The 19,337-nt window shown below is 64.8% G+C and carries 14 protein-coding genes; 5 read left to right on the top strand and 9 right to left on the bottom strand.

The features are described from left to right. Positions 1-12 precede the first annotated feature (12 nt). Positions 13-1,455 carry an FAD-binding oxidoreductase gene (locus tag IHE30_RS10820; RefSeq protein ID WP_337690498.1) on the bottom strand — a complete coding sequence of 481 codons (1,443 nt, stop codon included), beginning with the start codon at positions 1,453-1,455 and terminating at the stop codon, positions 13-15. 188 nt (positions 1,456-1,643) lie between these two features. Between IHE30_RS10820 and IHE30_RS10815 the strand changes: the two genes are divergently transcribed. Next, positions 1,644-2,195, top strand: a complete 552-nt coding sequence (locus IHE30_RS10815; RefSeq protein WP_337690497.1) for a cob(I)yrinic acid a,c-diamide adenosyltransferase — start codon at positions 1,644-1,646, stop codon at positions 2,193-2,195. 19 nt (positions 2,196-2,214) lie between these two features. Here the strand turns inward: IHE30_RS10815 and IHE30_RS10810 are convergent, their stop codons facing one another. The 5 genes from IHE30_RS10810 to IHE30_RS10790 form a co-directional block, all read right to left on the bottom strand. Further along, positions 2,215-2,466, bottom strand: coding sequence for a hypothetical protein (locus IHE30_RS10810; protein WP_337690496.1), 252 nt, complete (start codon positions 2,464-2,466; stop codon positions 2,215-2,217). A 22-nt stretch (positions 2,467-2,488) separates the two neighbouring features. After that, entirely contained in the window at positions 2,489-3,562 is a 1,074-nt protein-coding gene (aroG, locus tag IHE30_RS10805; RefSeq protein WP_337690494.1) for a 3-deoxy-7-phosphoheptulonate synthase AroG, read from the bottom strand. A 353-nt stretch (positions 3,563-3,915) separates the two neighbouring features. Continuing rightward, positions 3,916-5,382, bottom strand: coding sequence for a metalloprotease TldD (gene tldD / locus IHE30_RS10800; RefSeq protein ID WP_337690492.1), 1,467 nt, complete (start codon positions 5,380-5,382; stop codon positions 3,916-3,918). Positions 5,383-5,524: 142 nt separating this feature from the next. Continuing rightward, positions 5,525-6,367: a carbon-nitrogen hydrolase family protein gene (locus tag IHE30_RS10795; protein WP_337690490.1), complete on the bottom strand. Its 843-nt coding sequence runs from the start codon at positions 6,365-6,367 to the stop codon at positions 5,525-5,527. Continuing rightward, positions 6,367-10,740 carry a YhdP family phospholipid transporter gene (locus IHE30_RS10790; RefSeq protein ID WP_337690488.1) on the bottom strand — a complete coding sequence of 1,458 codons (4,374 nt, stop codon included), beginning with the start codon at positions 10,738-10,740 and terminating at the stop codon, positions 6,367-6,369. Before IHE30_RS10790 ends, IHE30_RS10795 begins: the two co-directional genes overlap by 1 nt. Before the next feature lie 116 nt (positions 10,741-10,856). On the opposite strand from IHE30_RS10790, the gene glnE reads away from it, so the two are divergent. After that, complete coding sequence (glnE, locus tag IHE30_RS10785) at positions 10,857-13,709, top strand: bifunctional [glutamate--ammonia ligase]-adenylyl-L-tyrosine phosphorylase/[glutamate--ammonia-ligase] adenylyltransferase (RefSeq protein WP_337690486.1); 2,853 nt, start codon at positions 10,857-10,859, stop codon at positions 13,707-13,709. A 7-nt stretch (positions 13,710-13,716) separates the two neighbouring features. Here the strand turns inward: glnE and recN are convergent, their stop codons facing one another. Together recN and IHE30_RS10775 are read right to left on the bottom strand one after the other, a co-directional pair. Continuing rightward, the gene (gene recN / locus IHE30_RS10780) at positions 13,717-15,369 is read right to left on the bottom strand and encodes a DNA repair protein RecN (RefSeq protein ID WP_337690484.1); all 1,653 of its coding nucleotides are present in this window, start codon (positions 15,367-15,369) and stop codon (positions 13,717-13,719) included. An 82-nt stretch (positions 15,370-15,451) separates the two neighbouring features. Beyond that, the gene (locus tag IHE30_RS10775) at positions 15,452-16,351 is read right to left on the bottom strand and encodes an NAD kinase (protein WP_337690482.1); all 900 of its coding nucleotides are present in this window, start codon (positions 16,349-16,351) and stop codon (positions 15,452-15,454) included. A gap of 117 nt (positions 16,352-16,468) precedes the next feature. On the opposite strand from IHE30_RS10775, the gene hrcA reads away from it, so the two are divergent. The 3 genes from hrcA (at position 16,469) to IHE30_RS10760 (ending at position 19,122) form a co-directional block, all read left to right on the top strand. Beyond that, on the top strand, positions 16,469-17,488 hold the full coding sequence (gene hrcA / locus IHE30_RS10770; RefSeq protein WP_337690480.1) for a heat-inducible transcriptional repressor HrcA: 1,020 nt from the start codon (positions 16,469-16,471) through the stop codon (positions 17,486-17,488). Between the two features lie 145 nt (positions 17,489-17,633). Beyond that, positions 17,634-18,707, top strand: coding sequence for a ferrochelatase (hemH, locus tag IHE30_RS10765; protein ID WP_337690478.1), 1,074 nt, complete (start codon positions 17,634-17,636; stop codon positions 18,705-18,707). Positions 18,708-18,714: 7 nt separating this feature from the next. Continuing rightward, positions 18,715-19,122 carry an RNA-binding S4 domain-containing protein gene (locus tag IHE30_RS10760; protein ID WP_337690476.1) on the top strand — a complete coding sequence of 136 codons (408 nt, stop codon included), beginning with the start codon at positions 18,715-18,717 and terminating at the stop codon, positions 19,120-19,122. On the opposite strand, the gene IHE30_RS10755 is transcribed toward IHE30_RS10760, so the two are convergent. Then, a complete protein-coding gene (locus tag IHE30_RS10755) occupies positions 19,094-19,255 on the bottom strand; it encodes a hypothetical protein (protein ID WP_337690475.1) in 162 nt (53 codons plus the stop codon). The two genes, IHE30_RS10760 and IHE30_RS10755, sit on opposite strands and share 29 nt — an antisense overlap. Positions 19,256-19,337 lie beyond the last annotated feature (82 nt).

Here is a 19,337-nt window from a genome sequence, read left to right as displayed (position 1 = left end):
CGCGCGACGTGTCTAATGTGGTCCGTGAAAGGCGAAGATCTTGCCGGGATTCATCAGATTGCGCGGATCCAGCGCATGCTTGATCGCTCGCATTGTGTCAACGGCATCCGCGCCATGCTCGTTGACGAGGAAATCCATCTTGTGCAGGCCGATGCCGTGCTCGCCGGTGCATGTGCCGCCAAAGCGCAGCGCGCGTGACACGATCCGCTGGTTCAACTGCTCCGCCTCCTGAATCTCGGCGGGGCTAGCGGGGTCGATCAGCATCGCGACGTGGAAGTTGCCGTCGCCGACGTGGCCCACGATCGGGCACAGCAGTGACGATTGCTTCAGGTCCGCCTCTGTCTGTTCGACACATTCAGCCAGCTGCGAGATAGGCACGCACACGTCAGTGGTCAGCGCGCGGCAACCAGGGCGCAACTGCAACATCGCAAAGTATGCGCTGTGCCGCGCGCTCCACAACCGGCTGCGCTCCTCCGGGCGGGTGGCCCATTCGAAGCCTTGCCCGCCATGTTGCGTAGCCATGTCCTGCACCGTCTGCGCCTGCTCACGCACGCCGGTCTCGCTGCCGTGGAATTCGAAGAACAGCGTTTGCATCTCCGGCAACGTCAGGTTCGAGTGGCGGTTGATCGCACGGATCGCGAGCGCGTCAACGAATTCCACGCGCGCCACCGGCACGCCGAGCTGGATCGTCTCGATCACGGTGCGCACGGCGTCGCCCATGCTTGGGAATGCGCACACGGCCGCGGAAATTGCTTCGGGCAACGGATACAGGCGGACGGTGACGTCGGTGATCACGCCAAGCGTGCCTTCGGAGCCAACAAAGAGGTGTGTCAGATCGTAGCCCGCCGCCGACTTGCGCGCGCGCGAGCCCGTGTGGATGATGCGTGCATCGGCCCGCACCACCGTCAAGCCCAATACGTTCTCGCGCATCGTGCCGTAGCGGACCGCGTTCGTGCCCGAGGCGCGCGTGGCGGCCATGCCGCCGATGCTCGCGTCGGCGCCGGGGTCGATCGGGAAGAATAAGCCCGTTCCGCGCAACGCGTCATTGAGCGCCTTGCGCGACACGCCGGCTTGCACGGTGGCCGTCAGGTCGTGCGCGTCGATCGACAACACGCGGTTCATCTCGGACAGATCGATCGTCACGCCGCCCTGCACCGCGAGCAGATGTCCTTCAAGCGACGAGCCGTTGCCATACGGAATCACCGGCACCTCATACTGCGCGCACAGCGCGACAATGGCCGCGACCTCCTGCGTCGTACGGGCGTAGACGACTGCATCCGGCCACTGCGGATCAAACATCGACTCGTCGCGCCCATGGTGCGCGCGCACCGCTTCGGCGACCGAAACGCGCTCGCCGAATGCGCCCTTGAGCGCGTCGAGCAGTGAAGGGGGGAAGGGCTTGCGCACGGCGGCACGCGCAATCGAATGAGTCACGGGGTGGTCTCCTGAACGCATGGCATGCAAGCGGGTCAACTGTTTTGCTATTTTAAGCCAATGTGCATCGCTCAAGCCGTTTGCCTCGCAAGGCGGGGCGCCGGACGAGACCGCGTGGCGGCATACACGCCACTATAATGCGCGGCGGACACGGCAAACTGTCCTGACACGGCAAACTGCCTTCGATCCGCTCGTCAATCACAGGAGCCATGATGGGAAACCGCTTGAGCAAGATCGTCACGCGCACGGGTGACGACGGTACCACCGGTCTGGGGGACGCAAGTCGCGTGGCCAAGGACGATACGCGCATCGCGGCGATCGGCGACGTAGACGAGCTGAATGCGTCGCTGGGCGTGCTGCTGGCCGAAGCATTGCCGGCCCGTGTGCGGGAGGTGCTCGTTGCGGTGCAGCACGATTTATTCGATGTCGGTGCGCAACTATGCATGCCGGGCGAGGTGGTGATCGTCAACGAGCATGTCGCGCGGCTCGACGGCTGGCTCGAGCACTTCAATGCGCAACTGCCGCCGTTGCGCGAGTTTGTCTTGCCCGGCGGCTCGCGCTCGGCTGCGTTGTCACATCTGTGCCGTACCGTTTGCCGGCGGGCCGAGCGCACGATCGTCGCGCTCGGCCATGAACAAGCCGTCGATGCTGCGCTGCGGCAGTATGTGAACCGCTTATCGGACCTGATGTTCGTCCTGGCCCGCGTGCTCAATGACGCGACGGGCCAGCCGGAGGTGCTGTGGCAACATGAGCGGACGTAAAGGGCCGCTTGTGCCGGCGTCACGGCATGGTGTTGCCAGCCCATTGCGGCGCACGGTCATGTTCCGTCCACTCGTCAGTGGCTACCGCCGTCGATCGCCATTGCTGGTGAGTGGTGGTCGCCAGTCGATCGCCATTGTCGGTGAGTGGTGGTCGCCAGTCGATCGCCATTGCCGGTGAATGCTCATCGCCGGCCGATCGCCATTGCCAGTGAGTGGTTGTCGCCGGCTGATCGTCGTTGCCGGTAAGGGGGTATCTCCGGTCAATCGCCATTGTCACAGCGTTGCCGCCCGCGTTAATTGCCGCTGCTGCGTGCGATGCGCCGTTGCCGGACCGCATCGGCTAGTCCTTCGAGTACCATCACGCTATCGTCCCAGCCGATGCAGGCGTCGGTGACACTCTGACCGTAGGTTAGCTCGCAGCCGTCCTTCAAATCCTGGCGTCCTGCGACCAGATGGGACTCCACCATCACGCCGACGATGCGCTCGTCGCCAGCGGCGACTTGCCGGCCGATGTCCGCGCAGACCGGAATTTGGTTTTCGTGCTTCTTTTCGCTATTCGCATGGCTTGCATCGATCATCAATCGCGCAGCCAGCCCCAACTTGCCGATCGCGGCGCATGCGGCGTTGACGCTTGCCGCATCATAGTTCGGGGTTTTGCCGCCGCGCAGGATGACATGACAGTCCTCGTTGCCAGCGGTCGATACGATCGCCGAATGACCGCCTTTGGTCACTGACAGGAAATGGTGCGGCTGTGAAGCGGCCTTGATCGCATCGACCGCGATTTTCACATTGCCGTCGGTACCGTTCTTGAAGCCGACTGGGCACGACAATCCGGAGGCCAGTTCCCGATGCACCTGCGATTCGGTGGTGCGCGCGCCGATCGCGCCCCACGAGATCAAATCGGCGATGTACTGCGGGCTGATCATGTCCAGGTACTCCGTGCCGGCCGGCAGCCCGAGCGCGTTGATTTGCACCAGCAGTTCGCGCGCGGTACGTAATCCGTCGTTGATCTTGAAGCTGTTGTCCATGTCAGGGTCGTTGATCAACCCCTTCCAGCCCACGGTCGTGCGTGGCTTCTCGAAGTACACACGCATCACGATTTCTAATTCGCCGGCAAAGCGCTTGCGCTGCGCCACTAGGCGCTGCGCGTATTCCAGTGCCGCACGTGTGTCGTGGATCGAGCACGGGCCAATCACGACGATGAGCCGGTCGTCCATGCCATGCAAGATCCGATGCAGCGATTGGCGAGCATTGAAGATCAGGTGGGCGATGCGCTCCTCGCAGGGAAACTCCCGCAGCAGGTGCGCGGGCGGCATCAATTCCTTAAGCTCGCGGATTCGGACATCATCGGTGTTGTGCAGGGCCATCATTGTTCTCCGGTTCAACGGTACGCGCCTCGCGCGCGGTGTTCGGGGCCTGGCGCCTGGCGAAAAAAAAAACCGCCAGGCGGGCTGGCGGTTTTTCGGGAATGTGGGGTGATTCGCTTATCCGTCACCCACCCTCTCGGTCCGCCAGCGGCCTGAGATACCAAAAGAAATCAAAGTAAAACTTGGCGGACATCGCGGAATGCAAACGAATTGAAAGGTGGCGTCGGTTCCGACTACGCCGACTTTATACTCTGGACGAACCCCCGTTGGCAACAGGGGGCGACAACGACGATGCATGATTGCGTCATTTCAATCAAAACCGCAATCCCCTTGCGGCACCGGCACGATTGGCGTTATACCGTGCCACCCACCGTCATGCGGTCAATGCGCAGCGTCGGCTGCCCGACGCCGACCGGCACGCTCTGGCCTTCCTTGCCGCATACGCCTACGCCTGTGTCCAACGACATGTCGTTGCCGATCAGCGACACGTACTTAAGCGACTCCGGTCCGCTGCCCACTAGCGTCGCGCCTTTGACCGGGTAGGCAATCTTGCCGTTCTCGATCATGTAGGCCTCGGAGGCGGAGAACACAAACTTGCCGTTCGTGATATCGACTTGTCCGCCACCGAAGTTTACCGCGTACAGGCCATGGTTGACCGACGCGATGATCTCGGCGGGATCCTTGTCGCCGCCCAGCATGTAGGTGTTGGTCATGCGCGGCATCGGCAACGCAGCATACGATTCGCGCCGCGCGTTGCCGGTTACCTTCATCTTCATCAGCCGCGCGTTCAACGTGTCCTGCATGTAGCCGGTCAGGATGCCGTCCTCGATCAGCGTCGTGCATTGCGTGGGGTTGCCCTCGTCATCGATGTTCAGCGAGCCGCGCCGGTTCGCCAGCGTGCCGTCATCGACCACTGTGACGCCGTTGGCCGCGACCCGCTCGCCGATGCGTCCGGCGAACGCCGACGAGCCCTTGCGGTTGAAGTCACCCTCCAACCCGTGGCCGATCGCCTCGTGCAGCAGCACGCCCGGCCAGCCCGGCCCGAGCACGACGGTCATCGTGCCGGCGGGCGCGGGGCGTGCCTCCAGGTTCACCAGTGCGGCATGCACCGCGTCGTCGACGTATCGTGTCAGCACCTCGTCGGTGAAGTAGCCATAGTCGTAGCGGCCTCCGCCACCGCCGGTGCCGATCTCACGGCGCCCGTTCTGCTCCGCAATCACGGTGACCGACACGCGCACGAGCGGACGCACGTCGGCGGCCAGCGCGCCGTCGCTGCGCGCCACCAGCACGACGTCGTATTCGCCCGCCAAGCCCGCCATGACCTGCGTGATGCGTGGGTCCTTCGCGCGAGCCATTTTTTCGACGCGCTCCAGCAGCGCCACTTTCGCATTCGCATCCAGCGAGTGCAGCGGATCGTCCGGCAGGTACAGGTCGCGGCCTGCGACGCCGTGCAACGCACCGGCCGCCCGCACGCGAGTCTTTCCGCCCCCAGCCCGGGCGATCGCGCGGGTGGCCTGAGCTGCCTGTGCCAGCGCTTGCGGCGACAAATCATCCGAGTACGCAAACGCGGTGCGCTCGCCGGCCACCGCGCGCACGCCCACGCCCTGGTCGATGCTGAAGCTGCCCGATTTGACGATGTTTTCCTCCAGGCTCCACGCTTCACTGCGGGTCGTTTGGAAGTACAGGTCCGCGTAGTCAACGCGATGGGAGAAAATCTCGCCCAGCGTGCGCACGAGGATGGCCTCGTCGAGTCCGTAGCGCGTGAGCAGCAGGTCCTTGGCGGTGGCGAGATGGCGGATTTGAGGTTCGATGAGGTTCATGCGGGCTCGCCCGTTTGACTGGTAAATGGACAGGAGTTTGGACAGAAGTTGGCGTCGCGACGGCACGATTCAAGCCGTGAGCGGCCCTGCTGGACGCGGCGTGGGCCGCCGCCGGCTTGCGGGCAACGACGCTGCGGTATGCTCATGCCAGCACCCGATGCCGATACGCCGGCAGGCTCTGCCGCACCTGCGCGATACGTTGGACATCGATCGTGCCCGATACTACGCCGGCACCCTCGGTGCGCACGGCGACGACCTGGCCCCATGGGTCCACCAGCATGCTGTGGCCCCATGTGCGGCGCCCGTTCTCATGCGTGCCGCCCTGGGCCGCGGCCAGCACGTAGCACTGGTTTTCGACGGCGCGCGCACGCAGCAGCATCTCCCAATGTGCATGGCCGGTCGTGTACGTGAAGGCCGATGGCACGACGATTAGCGCGCAGTCGCCAAGCTTGCGATACAACTCCGGAAAGCGCAAGTCATAGCATACCGACAAGCCCACGCGGCCAAACGGCGCGTCGAACGCGACGACGTCGGTGCCGGGCCGGATCGTGCGCGCCTCGTCAAACGACTCGTCATCCTGGTCAAAGCTAAACAGATGGATCTTGTCGTAGCGGGCCACGGCTCGGCCTTGCGGGTCGAACACCAGCGTGGTGTTCATCACCCGCCCCGGTTCCGGGGCCACGAGCGGCAGCGTGCCACCAATGACCCACACGCGATGCCGCGTTGCGGCACCGGCGAGAAATTGCTGAATCGGGCCGTCGCCCGGCGCTTCCCGCACGGCCAGCTTGTCGGCGTCGCGATGCCCCATTAAGCAGAAATACTCGGGCAGCAGCACGAGTTGTGCGCCGCCGGCTGCGGCTTCGGCGATCAACTCATCGGCGGCTCGCAAGTTCCGCGCTACGTCCGGCGTGCTGACCATTTGCAGCGCCGCCAGCGTGAACGTGCCGGACGCGGAGCCGCTGGCGCGAAAAACGGAGTGGTTCATTACCGTGACAGATGAGATTCAGGTCGGCTCATCTTACCGCGATCGTCCGACACCTGCTCGACCTGCGGATGCGACCACGAGCCAGTTACCGCGTAGTGGCGCGCGAACGACTGCGAAATGGGGTCGGACAAGACCAGACCGGCGACGAAGGTACCCAGGCCGAGCAGCGGGTTGACCACGGCCGTGGCCAGTGCTGCAGTACCCACGCTCAGCGAGGGGACCACCGTCACCAGCAGGTCTTGCTGCTCGCACCTAAGATCCGCGTGGCCTTGCATCGTGACCTTTGCTGCTGCACTGTTCAGCATGAAATCCTCAGTCTTAGCGATGCCGTTGCTAATCATGCCGGTAGCGGTCACATTGTCAAACGGCAGTCCTTCGCCAAACAATGTGCCTAAGTCCAATGTCGCCACGCGAGCGAGCGATTGCAGGCTGAGCACGCCGAGCAGCTTGGCGGCGCCCGGCTCGACTTTTAGGATCTGGCCATGCGACAGTCCGAGCGACAGGTTCCCGCTCAGCGTCGGATAATCGATGCGCGTCGGTCCACCGCGCCAGCCGACCTTGCCGGATAGCGTGCCATTGCCGCCCTTGAGCGTGCGGGGCAGGCCGAGACGGTCGAGCAGGGCACCGCCGTCGGCGATATCGAGCTTGAAATCCAGCGCAGTGCGCCGCGGGTTATCGTCGGTGCCAGTGCCAGTGCCACTATCAGTGTCGTTGCCTCTGTTGCTGGTGCTATTGCTGGTGCTGGTGCTGGTGCGCGCGCGGCGCGGCGTTCTCCAGCTAGCGGTTGCCGACAGCTTGGCTGCTGGGTTCGTCACATCCAGCTTGTCCAATTGCCAGACGGGTACGCCGTTTTCGTTGATGTTGCGTGCGTTGACTTCCAGTTTGCCAAAGTTGTGTCCGCGCACGGTGAGTTCGTTGACGATCAGGTCAATCGCCGGGACATGCTGCGCTGGCGCCTCGAGCACGCGACTCACCAGTGTCTCATCGTGGCTGTCTGGGATTATCAGTTTGGCCAGCCGCGCGTCAAGCTGCCCGTATGGGCTGCGCGGCGTTTTCGCGTGCCACGCGATATGGCCGGACACATCGTCCGATGCAATATTCGCTTGCCATGCGCCCGGTGTGTGTGTCGCGCCGATTACCACGTTTTCCCAGCGGCGGTTCAACAACGTCAACGTATCGAAGTGCAGGCCGACGCGGGTGGGCACAAGTGCCGCGATATTGCCGGGCAGGTCGAGCGGGAAGGCCGTGTCCGGCGAAGAAGCGAATGGGGCGGCGTAAGCCGGAGCAGGGAGCAGGGACGGCGCAGTGGCCGCTGCCGGCTCAACTGATATGGCCTCGGCGGGAACCGACATGGCATCAAGCAGCGCGCGCCACGCGTCTGCATCGAAGTGCGCCACGTGCGCCGCCGCGGTCACGCCTTCACCGGGTAGCACCGCTTCCCGGTTCACGGCGATCGCGCCGCGCAGGATCGCCAGCCTGTCGTCGTTGCCGCGACGCATCAGATAAATGGCATGGAGCGGACCGAGTCGTGCATCCAGGCGACTGATGCCTGTCGCAGGTCGCTCACCGGCGGCTGTGGGCCGCAGGCGCAACGAGCACGGCATCGGCACGCCGGCCGGCTTCGTGAACGGCACCGGTAATTGCAGCGCCAGCCCACTTAAATCCGAGGTGGCCGAGATGTCGGGCAATTCGTTCTTGCGCGTGCGCACCGCCACCGAGTAAGGCGCGCTGCCCGATATGCGGGTGAGCAGCGTGGCCAGCGGCCCGGGCGGCACTGCGCTACGGGCCGCATCGGCAAGCAGGTGACCCGACACGTCGAAGCGGCTCAAGCCGTCCTGCTGGATCCCGCCGTCGGCGTGGATCTCGCCGCCGAGGAACTGACCGCTGGCATGCCCGATCGTCATTGTGTGCTCGGTGAAATCGACCTTGCCATGGATTTGCGTGACCGGCGGCAGCACGGCGAGCCGCTTGCCGGGCACGAATGACACTGCGTTGTCCGCCAGCGTAACCGAGCCGTTCACGCCGACATGCAGCTTGTCCGGATGGCGCGGGATCGCCAGCCGCAGCGCCAGCGTCGCGTTGCCTTTTGCCCGCACGGACTCGCTCAGGTGGTCGGACAGTACCGCCAGCGAGCTGCGATTTACGTAGTCGAGCATGTCGGCTAGCGGGCCACTGGCCACGCCGTTGATCACCAGATCCGAGTTCAAGTTGCCCAAATCATCGATGCGGCCGGTCAACTGCGTGAGGGCGACACGCTGGTAGCGTGCGCGCTGGATATCAAAGCGCAGCATGTTCTGGTCCATCCGAAACAGCCCGTCGATGCCGTCGAACGCCGGCCATACCTCCGGCGTGCCGTTGCTCATCCGCTTCGGCGGGTGCGGCGTTGGATCGAATCCGCCGTCTCGAAACGGCGCGACAATCTTGAAGATGCCCGCGTGGGGATGATGTGTGTACGGGAACTCGGCCAGTTCGCCATGGATGGCGATCGTCGCATTATGCGCGGTCCCGGCCGTCAGCGCATGGTCCAGGTAGGCGCGGGTATGTTCGCCGACGCCGGTCGGCAGATAGCGCGCGAGGCGGGGCAGCGACAGCCGGTCGAACCTTGCCTCCATGTCGAGCTTGCCGCGTCCGTGGCCGGGATTCGAGTAGGTGCCGGTCGCGCTGGCCCGCACGTCGTCGTTATCGACGACGAGTCGCGAGAGGTTGACGGCAACGGCGGGGCGAACCGCGTTCGCCGCTAGCGGATGCGCGGTCCATGTCGCTTCGGCCGCGAACCGGTTGAACGTGAGTCGCGGATTGTCGAATGCCCCTGGGATCGTGACCGCGGCGTGGACGGTATCGATCGCCGCATGACCGCCGTTCTGGTCGGCGTCGATCTTGCCCCAGATGTTTTCTGCGCCGGGCAGGCCCACGTGCGGGTGGCCGCCTGGTGTAAGGCCCGGCGGCGGTTCCTGCGCGCCGACGCTGACACCCTCGAGTGCAGCCTTGACGCGATAGCGTACGATCGGCTCGCCGCCTTCAACAGCCGCCACGCTGGCAGCCTCGCGGGTACGCGGCGCGCGGCGCTCGACCTGTATCGCATAGTTTGCCAGCGTGCCGCGCGGGTCGAACCGGTCCAGTTCGTTGAGCACATGGTGGGGCAGCGGCAACGTGCGCACGAACTGCGCGAGCAGCCCGAGATCGACCGTGTCGCCGCTGATACGGATCAGTTGGCCGTGGCCCAGCGTCGCGCGGCGGAGCCGGCCGTTAAATTCGCCAATGCTCAGCAGGCGGGTAATGGGCGTGCCGTCCGCGAGCGGGGCCTGCCCGCCAAGTTCGGCGCGCAGATTGCCCAGGCTCAGCGTGTAATCGAGATTGCGCATGTCGTTGCGCTGCAGCGACCAGTCCAGCCCGATGCTGGGCACGTCCAGCCATGGCAGCGTCGGATCCATGCGCAGCCGCAATGCGGACCCGGACAATGCGCCGCGCGCACCGCTCCATTTGCCGGCCGCGAAGTCGAACCACGCAGCCACGTCCAGCGTGCCGCTCTGCGTGTCCAGGCGCGCATCCGTGTAGCGGGCCAGTTCGGGCAGCGCCATATCGCCGCTTGACATAAACATCGTGCCGGTCCAGCCCGCCGGTTCGGTGAGCGGCTTCAGTGGCGAATGGCGCAAGCGTGCGCGCAAGTCGAGCGGCCCGCGCAGCAAGCGTCCGTCCGGCTGCGCCTGCACGCCGAGCCGGTGAAGTAGGCCGCGGTTGTCGATAGCCACGTGGATGCCGCGCCACGTCAGCGTCGGCAAGCCGCGCTGCGCGTCGCTCCAGTGCAGGACGCCCCCGTGCAACGCGATGGCGCGCTGCGTCATCAGCCAGCGCAGGAGCGCGTTGCTGCCGCGCTGGCGTGGATCCATCCGCACGCCGGCAATCGTATAGGTGCCGTCGGGGTGCCGCTCAGCGAAGACCTCGGGTTGTTCTACTATCAGGCTCGAGAGCACCGGCGCCAGACGCGGCAATGAGCGCCACGACAGCGTTGCGCTGGCGGTGGGCACCGCGAGCATGCGCTGGCCGTTCGGGCCCATGATCGTCAGTTGGTCGATGTCTAACGTCGGCTGTAGCCCGCTCCAGCGCCCGGTGAGCCGACCGATGTGCACCTGCGCGTGCAGCGTGTCCGAGATCCGTTGCTCGATGCGCGGCCGCAGCGAATCCAGTTGGGGAAAAATGACGTAGCGCAGCCCGACGTACAGGGCCGCGACGCCAAAGTACAGTGTGATGGCCACGCTCGCGCAGCATGCGAGTACGCGGCGCAGCACCCGCTCGCTTGGCCCGCGCCGCCATCCGCTCCCGGCTTTTGCGTTGCGCGCATCGTTCGGGTCGAGTGTTTCCTGGCGGTCGGGCATGCGAGGAGCGCGGAACGTATGATAGGTTGGGCGGAAAAACCAAATGTAACATACGGCATGCGAGCCAAACCCGCCGCCGCCGCGGGTTCCATTGCATATGCCGCACCAATGACACGATGACTGACATGCCGCTGCCAAGTTCCCCGCTGGCGTCTGACGCCGCATCGCTGTTGAGCGCCGCTTACTCCCGCTATGCCGCTCGGCAATACGCGGCACGGCCCGAACTCGCTGCGCGGGTGCGTGAGCTTGCGCGCGCGCCGCTGACGCGGCACTGGATTGAGCAGCGGCTCGCGCAACTGGGTGCGCCACAGGACGAGCCTGTGGGCGACGACGTGCTCAGGCGTGCACTGCGCCTGGTGCGCACCGAGCTGTTTTGCGCGGTAATGGAGCGCGACCTGGCCGGGCTGGCCGATGTGCCGGAGGTGACCGGCACGATGACGGATTGGGCCGAAGTGGCAATCCGCCGCTCGCTTGCCACGATCAGTGCCGAGTTGCACGCGCTGTATGGCATGCCGCTGAACGCGCAGCGACAGCCGCAAACACTCGGCGTGGTGGGCATGGGCAAGCTTGGTGGATGCGAGTTGAACGTGTCCTCGGACATCGACTTGATTTTCGTCTACGAGGACGACGGCGAGACCGAAGGCGGCTCCCGCGCGCCGATCTCGAACCAAGACTTCTTTACCCGGGTCGGGCGCCGGCTGATCGGTGCGCTGGCCGAGCATACCGCGGATGGATACGTGTTCCGCGTGGACATGCGGTTGCGTCCAAACGGTGATTCGGGTCCGCTTGTCTGCAGCCTCGGCATGTTGGAGGAGTATTTCTACGTGCAGGGACGCGAATGGGAACGCTACGCTTGGATCAAGGGACGGCTGGTGTCGGACGTGGACAGCGACGCCGGCGCGCGACTGGCGGCGCAACTGGATGCACAGGTCAGACCGTTCGTCTACCGCCGTTATCTCGATTTCGGCGTGATTGCGGCGATCCGGGCGCTGCATGTGCAGATCCGTCAGGAGGCCGCCCGCCGCGCGTCGTCGCGCCGTGACAAGGCCGATGACATCAAGCTAGGTCGCGGCGGCATCCGCGAGATCGAATTCACTGCGCAGGTCTTCCAGCTGATCCGGGGCGGTCAAGACGCCGGGTTCCGTATTCGGCCGACACTGGCGGTACTCGATCATGCCGCCTCGCACGGCTTGATCGCGCGTGGCGCGGTTCAGCGACTTGCGCAGGCGTATCACATGCTGCGCTGCATCGAGCACCGGCTGCAATACGTGAATGACGCGCAAACCCATGCGATGCCCGTGGACGAAGGCGAGCGCGCGCAACTGGCGGCATCACTCGGTTTTACCGACTATCCGGCGCTGCTGGCCGTGCTGGCGTGCCACCGCGAGTTTGTCGCGCAGCAGTTCGACCAGATCTTCGCTCGCAAGCGTGGCAACGCGGCCGCGCCGGCCGGCACGGGCGACCCAGCGCTTGGCAAGGTTGGCGGCACGGCGTGGGAGGAGGCTGCCACTTGGATCTGGAGCAGTGCACTTGCCGATGAGGCGGCCGACGATGAGTTGCGCGTCCGGCTTGCCTCGCTGGGGTTTAACGACCCGCCAGCCATCCTGTCGCGATTGCACGCGGTCTGGCAGTCCGCGCGCTATGCCAGCCTGCCGGAGCGTCATCGGGCGCGTTTCGACACGCTTGTGCTGCGCGCATTGGAGGCGGCGCCGACGCATTGCCATGAAAGGGTCGATGCGACGCTGCTGCGCTTTCTCGATCTACTCGAGGCGGTCGCGCGGCGTGGTTCGTACCTGGCGCTGCTGGTTGAGTATCCGGCTGCGCTGGCACGCGTGTTCGCCGTGCTTGGCGAGTCGCGTTGGGCCGCCGGTTATCTGATCCGCCATCCGCAGGTACTTGACGAGTTGCTCGACGACGAGGCGCTGGCCAGCCCGTTCGACTGGACCGAGTTCAAGCGGATGCTGCTCGCCCGGCTTGCCGAGGCAGACGGCGCTGAGCACCAGATGGATCTGCTGCGTCACGCGCACCAGGCCGAGGTGTTCCGGATCCTACTGCTGGATCTCGGCGGTCATCTATCGGTCGAGCATATCAGCGACCGGTTGTCGGAACTGGCCGACGCGATCCTGGATGTGACGCTGCAGACCGTATGGCCGCAGTTGGCCCGCCGTCATTGCGACGTGCCGCGCTTCTCGATCATGGCGTACGGCAAGCTCGGCGGCAAAGAGCTGGGTTATGCGTCGGACCTGGACATCATCTTTCTGTACGACGATCCGGACGAGCGTGCCGCAGAGGTCTATGCGCTGTTCGCACGACGGCTGATCACGTGGCTGACCCTGTCTACTGGCGCTGGCACGCTGTTCGACGTGGACTTGAGGCTCAGGCCGAACGGCGAGGCCGGGCTGTTGGTCACGAGCCTCAACGCCTTTCGGCGGTACCAATTGCGCGAGGGGGACGCGGCTAACACCGCGTGGGTATGGGAGCACCAGGCGTTGTCACGCGCGCGCTTCTGCGCCGGGGATGCGGCCATCGGCGCGCAGTTCGACGCGATCCGTGACCAGGTGCTCGCTCAGCCGCGCGATGCGCGGGCGCTGGCCACGGAGATCGTGGCGATGCGACAAAAGGTGGCCGAAGGCCATCCCAATCCCACGGCGCTGTTCGATCTAAAGCACGATCGCGGCGGCATGGTCGATATCGAATTCATCGTCCAGTACTGGGTGCTGTTGCATGCCGGCGCGCATTCAGCGCTGCGGCGCAACACCGGCAACATCGCATTGCTGCGCGAGGCGGCCCGCATCGGGCTGATGTCCGAGACACAGGCGGAGCAGGTCGGCGGCGCCTATCGAGCCTATCGCAAGCGACAGCATGCGCTGCGGCTCGATGGCATGGACAAGGCGCGTGTGCCGCCCGAACGCGTGCAGGCCGAGCGCGACGCGGTCATGCGGCTATGGGAGCAGGTCTTCGGTGTGTGAAGACGCTTCAAGCAGCCAGCATTTCCTTCGCGTGCTTGCGTGTGGTGGCCGTAATCTCAACGCCCCCGAGCATGCGCGCGACCTCCTCGACGCGGCTGGCGCGATCCAGCGCGGTCACTTCGCTGAGCGTTGCGCCTTGCGCATCGGTGGACTTGGCCACGCTGAAGTGGTGCTCGCCGCGGGCGGCGACCTGCGGCAGGTGGGTCACGCACAACACTTGCCGGATCTGGCCGAGTTGGTGCAGCAGTCGTCCAACGACTTCCGCGACGGCGCCGCCGATGCCGCTGTCGACTTCGTCAAAGATCAGCGTTGGCGTTGGGCTCGCAGTGCTCGCAATTACCGACAGCGCGAGGCTGATGCGTGCCAACTCGCCTCCGGACGCCACTTTCGCTAGCGGTCGCAACGGCACACCGGCGTGGCCGGCCACGCGGAACTCGACCTGCTCGAGCCCATGCTGGCCGCCTTCGGGCAATGGCTCCAACGCGACGTCGAACCGCCCGCCGGCCATCGACAAGTCCTGCATCCCGGTGGTCACCGCGCTGCTCAGCGCCTTGGCCGCCTTGGCGCGGGCCTTGGAGAGTCGCTCCGCCAGCGCCATGTAGGCTTGCTTCGCGCGCGCCTGCGCGGCGTGCAACGCGTCGATGTCGGTCGCCGCATCCAGCGCTTGCAATTGGGCGCGTCGTGCTAGCAACTCGTCGGGCAGTGCATCCGGTTGCATCCTGAATTTGCGCGCAGTTGAATGCAATGCATCGAGCCGGGCTTCGACCTGCGCGAGCCGCGCCGGGTCCAGCTCGAGTCGCTGCGCATAGTGGGTTAGCGAGTAGGCCGCTTCTTGCAGTTGAATTTCGGCCGGCTCTAGCGCGGCCAACGCGTCGCCGAGCGTGCTGTCGATCTCGGCCAGGCCGCGCAGTTTCGCGATAAGGGTACCCAGTTGCGTGATCATGGCCTCGTCCGACTCGGACAAGGCACCTAGCGCCGCCTGCACACCGTCGATTAGGTTCGCCGCGTGGGACAGCCGGCGGTGCTCGGCACTGATCTCATCCCATTCGCCGGGTTGTGGCGCCAGCTTCTCAAGCTCTGACAATTGCCACACTAGCCGCTCGCGCTCGAATTGCATCTCGCGCTCGCGCGCTTGCGCGGCCTGCACGGCTGCCGCCGCGTCGCGCCAGCCACGCCACGCCCGCGCGACGTCCGTGGCCAGCGTCGTCAGGCCCGCGTGCGCATCGAACAGCTCGCGCTGCGCGTCGCCGCGCATCAGCAACTGGTGGGCGTGCTGGCCATGGATGTCCACCAGCATTTCGCCGATGTCCCGCAACTGGCCCAGCGTAGCGGCCGTGCCGTTGATGAATGCACGCGAACGGCCGTTGGCGTCAATCACGCGGCGCAGCACCACGTGCCCACTGCCGTCGTCAAACGCATGCTCGGCCAGCCACCGCGCGGCGCCCTCATGCGCGTCGAACTCTGCGGTGATATCTGCACGGCTCTGGCCAGTGCGGACCACTGTCGCGTCGGCTCGCGCGCCGAGCGCCAGCGCCAACGCGTCGATCAGAATGGATTTGCCGGCGCCGGTTTCGCCGGAAAAAACGGTAAAGCCACGCTCGAGCTCGATGTCGAGCGAGGCGACGATGACAAAATCCCGGATCGACAAATGACGCAGCATAGGCGAACGAAAGCGGTCGTCGTGAAAGGCGGATTGGTTGGGTTGGCAACGATTGAGCTGGCGTGCGGCGACGGGCGCTGGCTTAGCCGGGCTCGTCCGCGCCGAGCGACGAGTGCTCATTCCAGTGCAGCTTCTTGCGCAAGGTCCGGTAATAACTGTAGCCAACCGGATGCAGGAACGGCACCGTGTGCTTGGAGCGCCACACCTCGATCGTATCCTTGAGGTGCAACGCGGTGAATGACTGCATATCGAAATTCACGTTGACGTCGCGCCCGCCGATGATCTGAATCGTAATCCGGCACGTATCGGGCAAAACGATTGGCCGGTTTGACAACGCGTGTGGCGCGATCGGCACTAGCACGATCCCTTGCAATTGCGGATGCAGCAACGGGCCGTTAGACGAGAGCGCGTATGCGGTGGAACCGGTTGGCGTGGCCACGATCAGCCCGTCCGAGCGTTGGTCCGACATGAAGTGGCCATCGACCGACACGCGTAGCTCTGCCATCCCGGAGAAGCCGCTGCGGTTCACGACGACGTCGTTCAGCGCCTGCGCGTGGTAGATCGGCTCGCCGTTGCGCATGATGCGGGCCTCCAGCAACGAGCGCTCCTCGCGCTCATGGCTGCCTGACAGCATGTGCGGCACCAATTGCTTCATGTCGGCGATCGCGATATCGGTGATGAAGCCGAGTCGGCCATGGTTGACACCGATGAGCGGGGTATGGTAAGGCGCGAGTTGCCGGCCGATACCCAGCATTGTGCCGTCGCCGCCGAGCACGACGGCGACGTCAGCGCGCGCGCCGATCTGCGCCGGCGTGAGCGCCGGATAGGCGTGCAAATTGTTTTCGCGCGCCGTGTCGGCTTCGAACACGATCTGAAAGCCGCGTTGCGTCAGGCAACCGGCGAGCGCGGCAAGCGGCTCGCCGATGCCAGGCGTGTTGTTGCGGCCGATCAGCGCAACGGTCTTAAATTGGCCCATTTCCATGCCCGCATTACACCATAGGTATCTGACAAACTGTATGCCTTCGTGTTTTGGCTCGCACGTGCGCGTCGGATCGATGCCAATCCTCGCCGCGCGCAGATTTAAGCTAGAATTTTCACCATGCTAGATCCTCGTGCCCAGACCCTGCTTAAGACGCTGATCGAACGGTATATCGCCGAAGGTCAGCCGGTCGGTTCGCGCACGTTGTCCAAGTATTCAGGCCTCGAACTCAGTCCGGCGACGATCCGCAACGTGATGTCCGACCTCGAGGAGCTTGGGCTTGTCGCCAGTCCTCATACGTCGGCCGGGCGGATTCCGACGCCACGCGGCTACCGGTTGTTCGTCGACACGATGCTGACCGTGCAGCCCGACGCGCAGGAAGCCGAGGTCAAGCTCGCGGTGCAAGACAAGCTCAAGCCGGGCGAGACGCAGAAGGTCGTCGCGGCAGCGGCCAGCGTGCTGTCCAACCTGTCGCAGTTCGCCGGCGTCGTGCTCACGCCGCGGCGCAGCCACGTGTTTAAGCAGATCGAGTTTATGCGGCTGTCCGACAAGCGGATCTTGCTGATCATCGTCACCCCCGAAGGTGACGTGCAGAACCGAATCATGGCGACTCAGCGCGACTATTCGCCGTCGCAGCTAACCGAGGCCTCCAACTATATCAACGCGCATTATGCGGGCTTGTCGTTCGATGAGGTGCGACGCCGACTGCGCGAGGAAATCGATGCGCTGCGCGGCGACATGATGCAGCTGATGCAGGCCGCCGTCACCGCTAGCACGGAAACCGACGACGAATCCGACAACGTCCTGATCTCGGGTGAACGGAACCTGCTTGAAGTAGCCGATCTGTCGTCCGACATGGCGCGCCTGCGCAAGCTGTTCGATGTCTTTGACCAGAAGACGAGCCTGCTCCAGTTGCTCGACGTATCGAGCCATGCGCAGGGCGTGCAGATCTTCATCGGTGGAGAATCCACGCTCGTGCCGATCGAGGAAATGAGCGTCGTGACCGCGCCGTATGAGGTCGATGGCAAAATCGTCGGCACGCTCGGCGTGATTGGTCCGACCCGCATGGCGTACAACCGTGTGATTCCAATCGTCGATATCACGGCCCGTCTCCTGTCGTTCGCGCTGTCTCAGCATTGACGCGAACCTGCGGGTACATCCTGCGCTGATTCAGCGTGGCGCACCACTCTCCGGATGGCCATCATCCGCACCACCGCGGCAAGCGCCGAGCGGCCGTTATAATCGGATAACAAGTGCACCATGGCGGTGCTCAACGGATCCTCTCATGCATTTTGATCTTGAGTTGCCATCGCAGCCGAGCGCATCGCACCGGGTCGGTGTGCTGCTGATCAACCTTGGCACCCCCACTGCACCGACGCCGCGCGCGGTGCGGCGCTACTTGGCCGAGTTTCTATCCGACCCGCGCGTCGTCGAGATTCCTGCGCCGCTCTGGCAGATCATTCTGCGTGCGCTGATCCTGCCGCTGCGCGGCCGCGCGTCAGCGCGCAAGTACACGGCAATCTGGGAGGCGGAGGGCTCACCGCTGCGCGTGCACACCGAGCGGCAGGTTGACGGCCTGAGGCAGCGGCTGGCGGCGGGCCGTTGCGCTGTGCTCGTCGATTATGCCATGCGCTACGGCTCACCCAGCATCGGCAATGTGCTGAATCAGCTCAAGCGTGCCGGCGCCGAGCGGGTGCTATTGGTGCCGCTGTATCCGCAGTATTCAGCCTCGACCAGCGCCAGTGCATTCGATGCGGCGTTCTGCGCGCTGGCGCGCATGCGCAACCAACTGGAGATCCGCACGATCAAGCATTATGCGGACCATCCCGCCTATATCGAGGCGCTGGCGTCTCAGGTGCTGCGCTATTGGCAGCAGCACGGCCGGCCCGATTTTGCGGCCGGCGATCGGCTGTTGCTAAGCTTTCATGGCGTGCCCAAGCGCACGTTGGATTTGGGCGATCCCTATGCCGAGCAATGCCGGCAAACCGCGACGTTGCTGGCTCATGCACTCGGATTGACCGAGGTTGAATGCCGGCTCACGTTCCAGTCGCGATTCGGACGCGCGCAATGGCTGCAACCTTATACCGCACCGACGCTGCAGGAGTTGGGCGCGGCCGGGGCCGGTCGGGTCGACGTGTTCTGCCCGGGCTTCACGTCCGATTGCCTCGAGACGCTCGAGGAAATTGGCATCGAGGGTCGCGATACGTTCTTGCGGGCGGGGGGGCGCGAGTTCCATCGGATTCCCTGTGTTAATGACGCGCAACCGTGGATTCGAGCGCTGGCCGAGATCGTCGTCACCCATCTGCAAGGGTGGCCGACTGCGGCATCGCAACAGGGCACGGCAGGGACATCCGCGTGAGTGACCGATGAAGTTGCAGATTTCAACTGATCCTCACGCGCGGCTGCGCATCGACAAGTGGCTGTGGGCGGCGCGGTTTTTCAAGACCCGCTCACTGGCGGCCGACGCACTTAGTAAGGGCCGGGTGTGCATCGGCGGCGAGTCGGTGAAGGCGGCTAAGGAGGTGCGCGTCGGCGACATTGTGCAAATCGACATCGAGCGCATCGTATGGGAAGTGCAGGTGCGCGGCGTATGTGAGGTGCGCGGCCCGGCGGCGATCGCGCAGACGCTATACGAGGAGACGCCGGCCGGCAACGCGCGGCGGCTGGCCGAGCTGGAGCGGCGCAGGACCTTCCGGGAGCCGGCTGCGACGCTTCACGGGCGGCCGACGAAGCGCGATCGGCGCATCATTGACAAGCTGTCTGGTGCGGATTGAACAGTGACTCGAACGTCGCGTGGACGCCGCCGTACTCGGTCGTAGACTCGGTGACGGCACCGGACAGGCAAATGGCGGTGGTTCCCGCGATCAATACCACGGCGACCACTCCAATGGCAAAGGTCAGTTTCATGGCACGGGCGGAAACGGGCATTTGGCTGGGCGGTGGCGAGTGCTGTTGACGAAATTCAGGGTAAATGCGTCTTGGAGCGCCT

This window comes from Mycetohabitans sp. B46, from assembly GCF_037389205.1.
In the GTDB taxonomy this organism is placed as follows: domain Bacteria; phylum Pseudomonadota; class Gammaproteobacteria; order Burkholderiales; family Burkholderiaceae; genus Mycetohabitans.
This window is presented reverse-complemented; position numbering and strand designations above follow the sequence as displayed.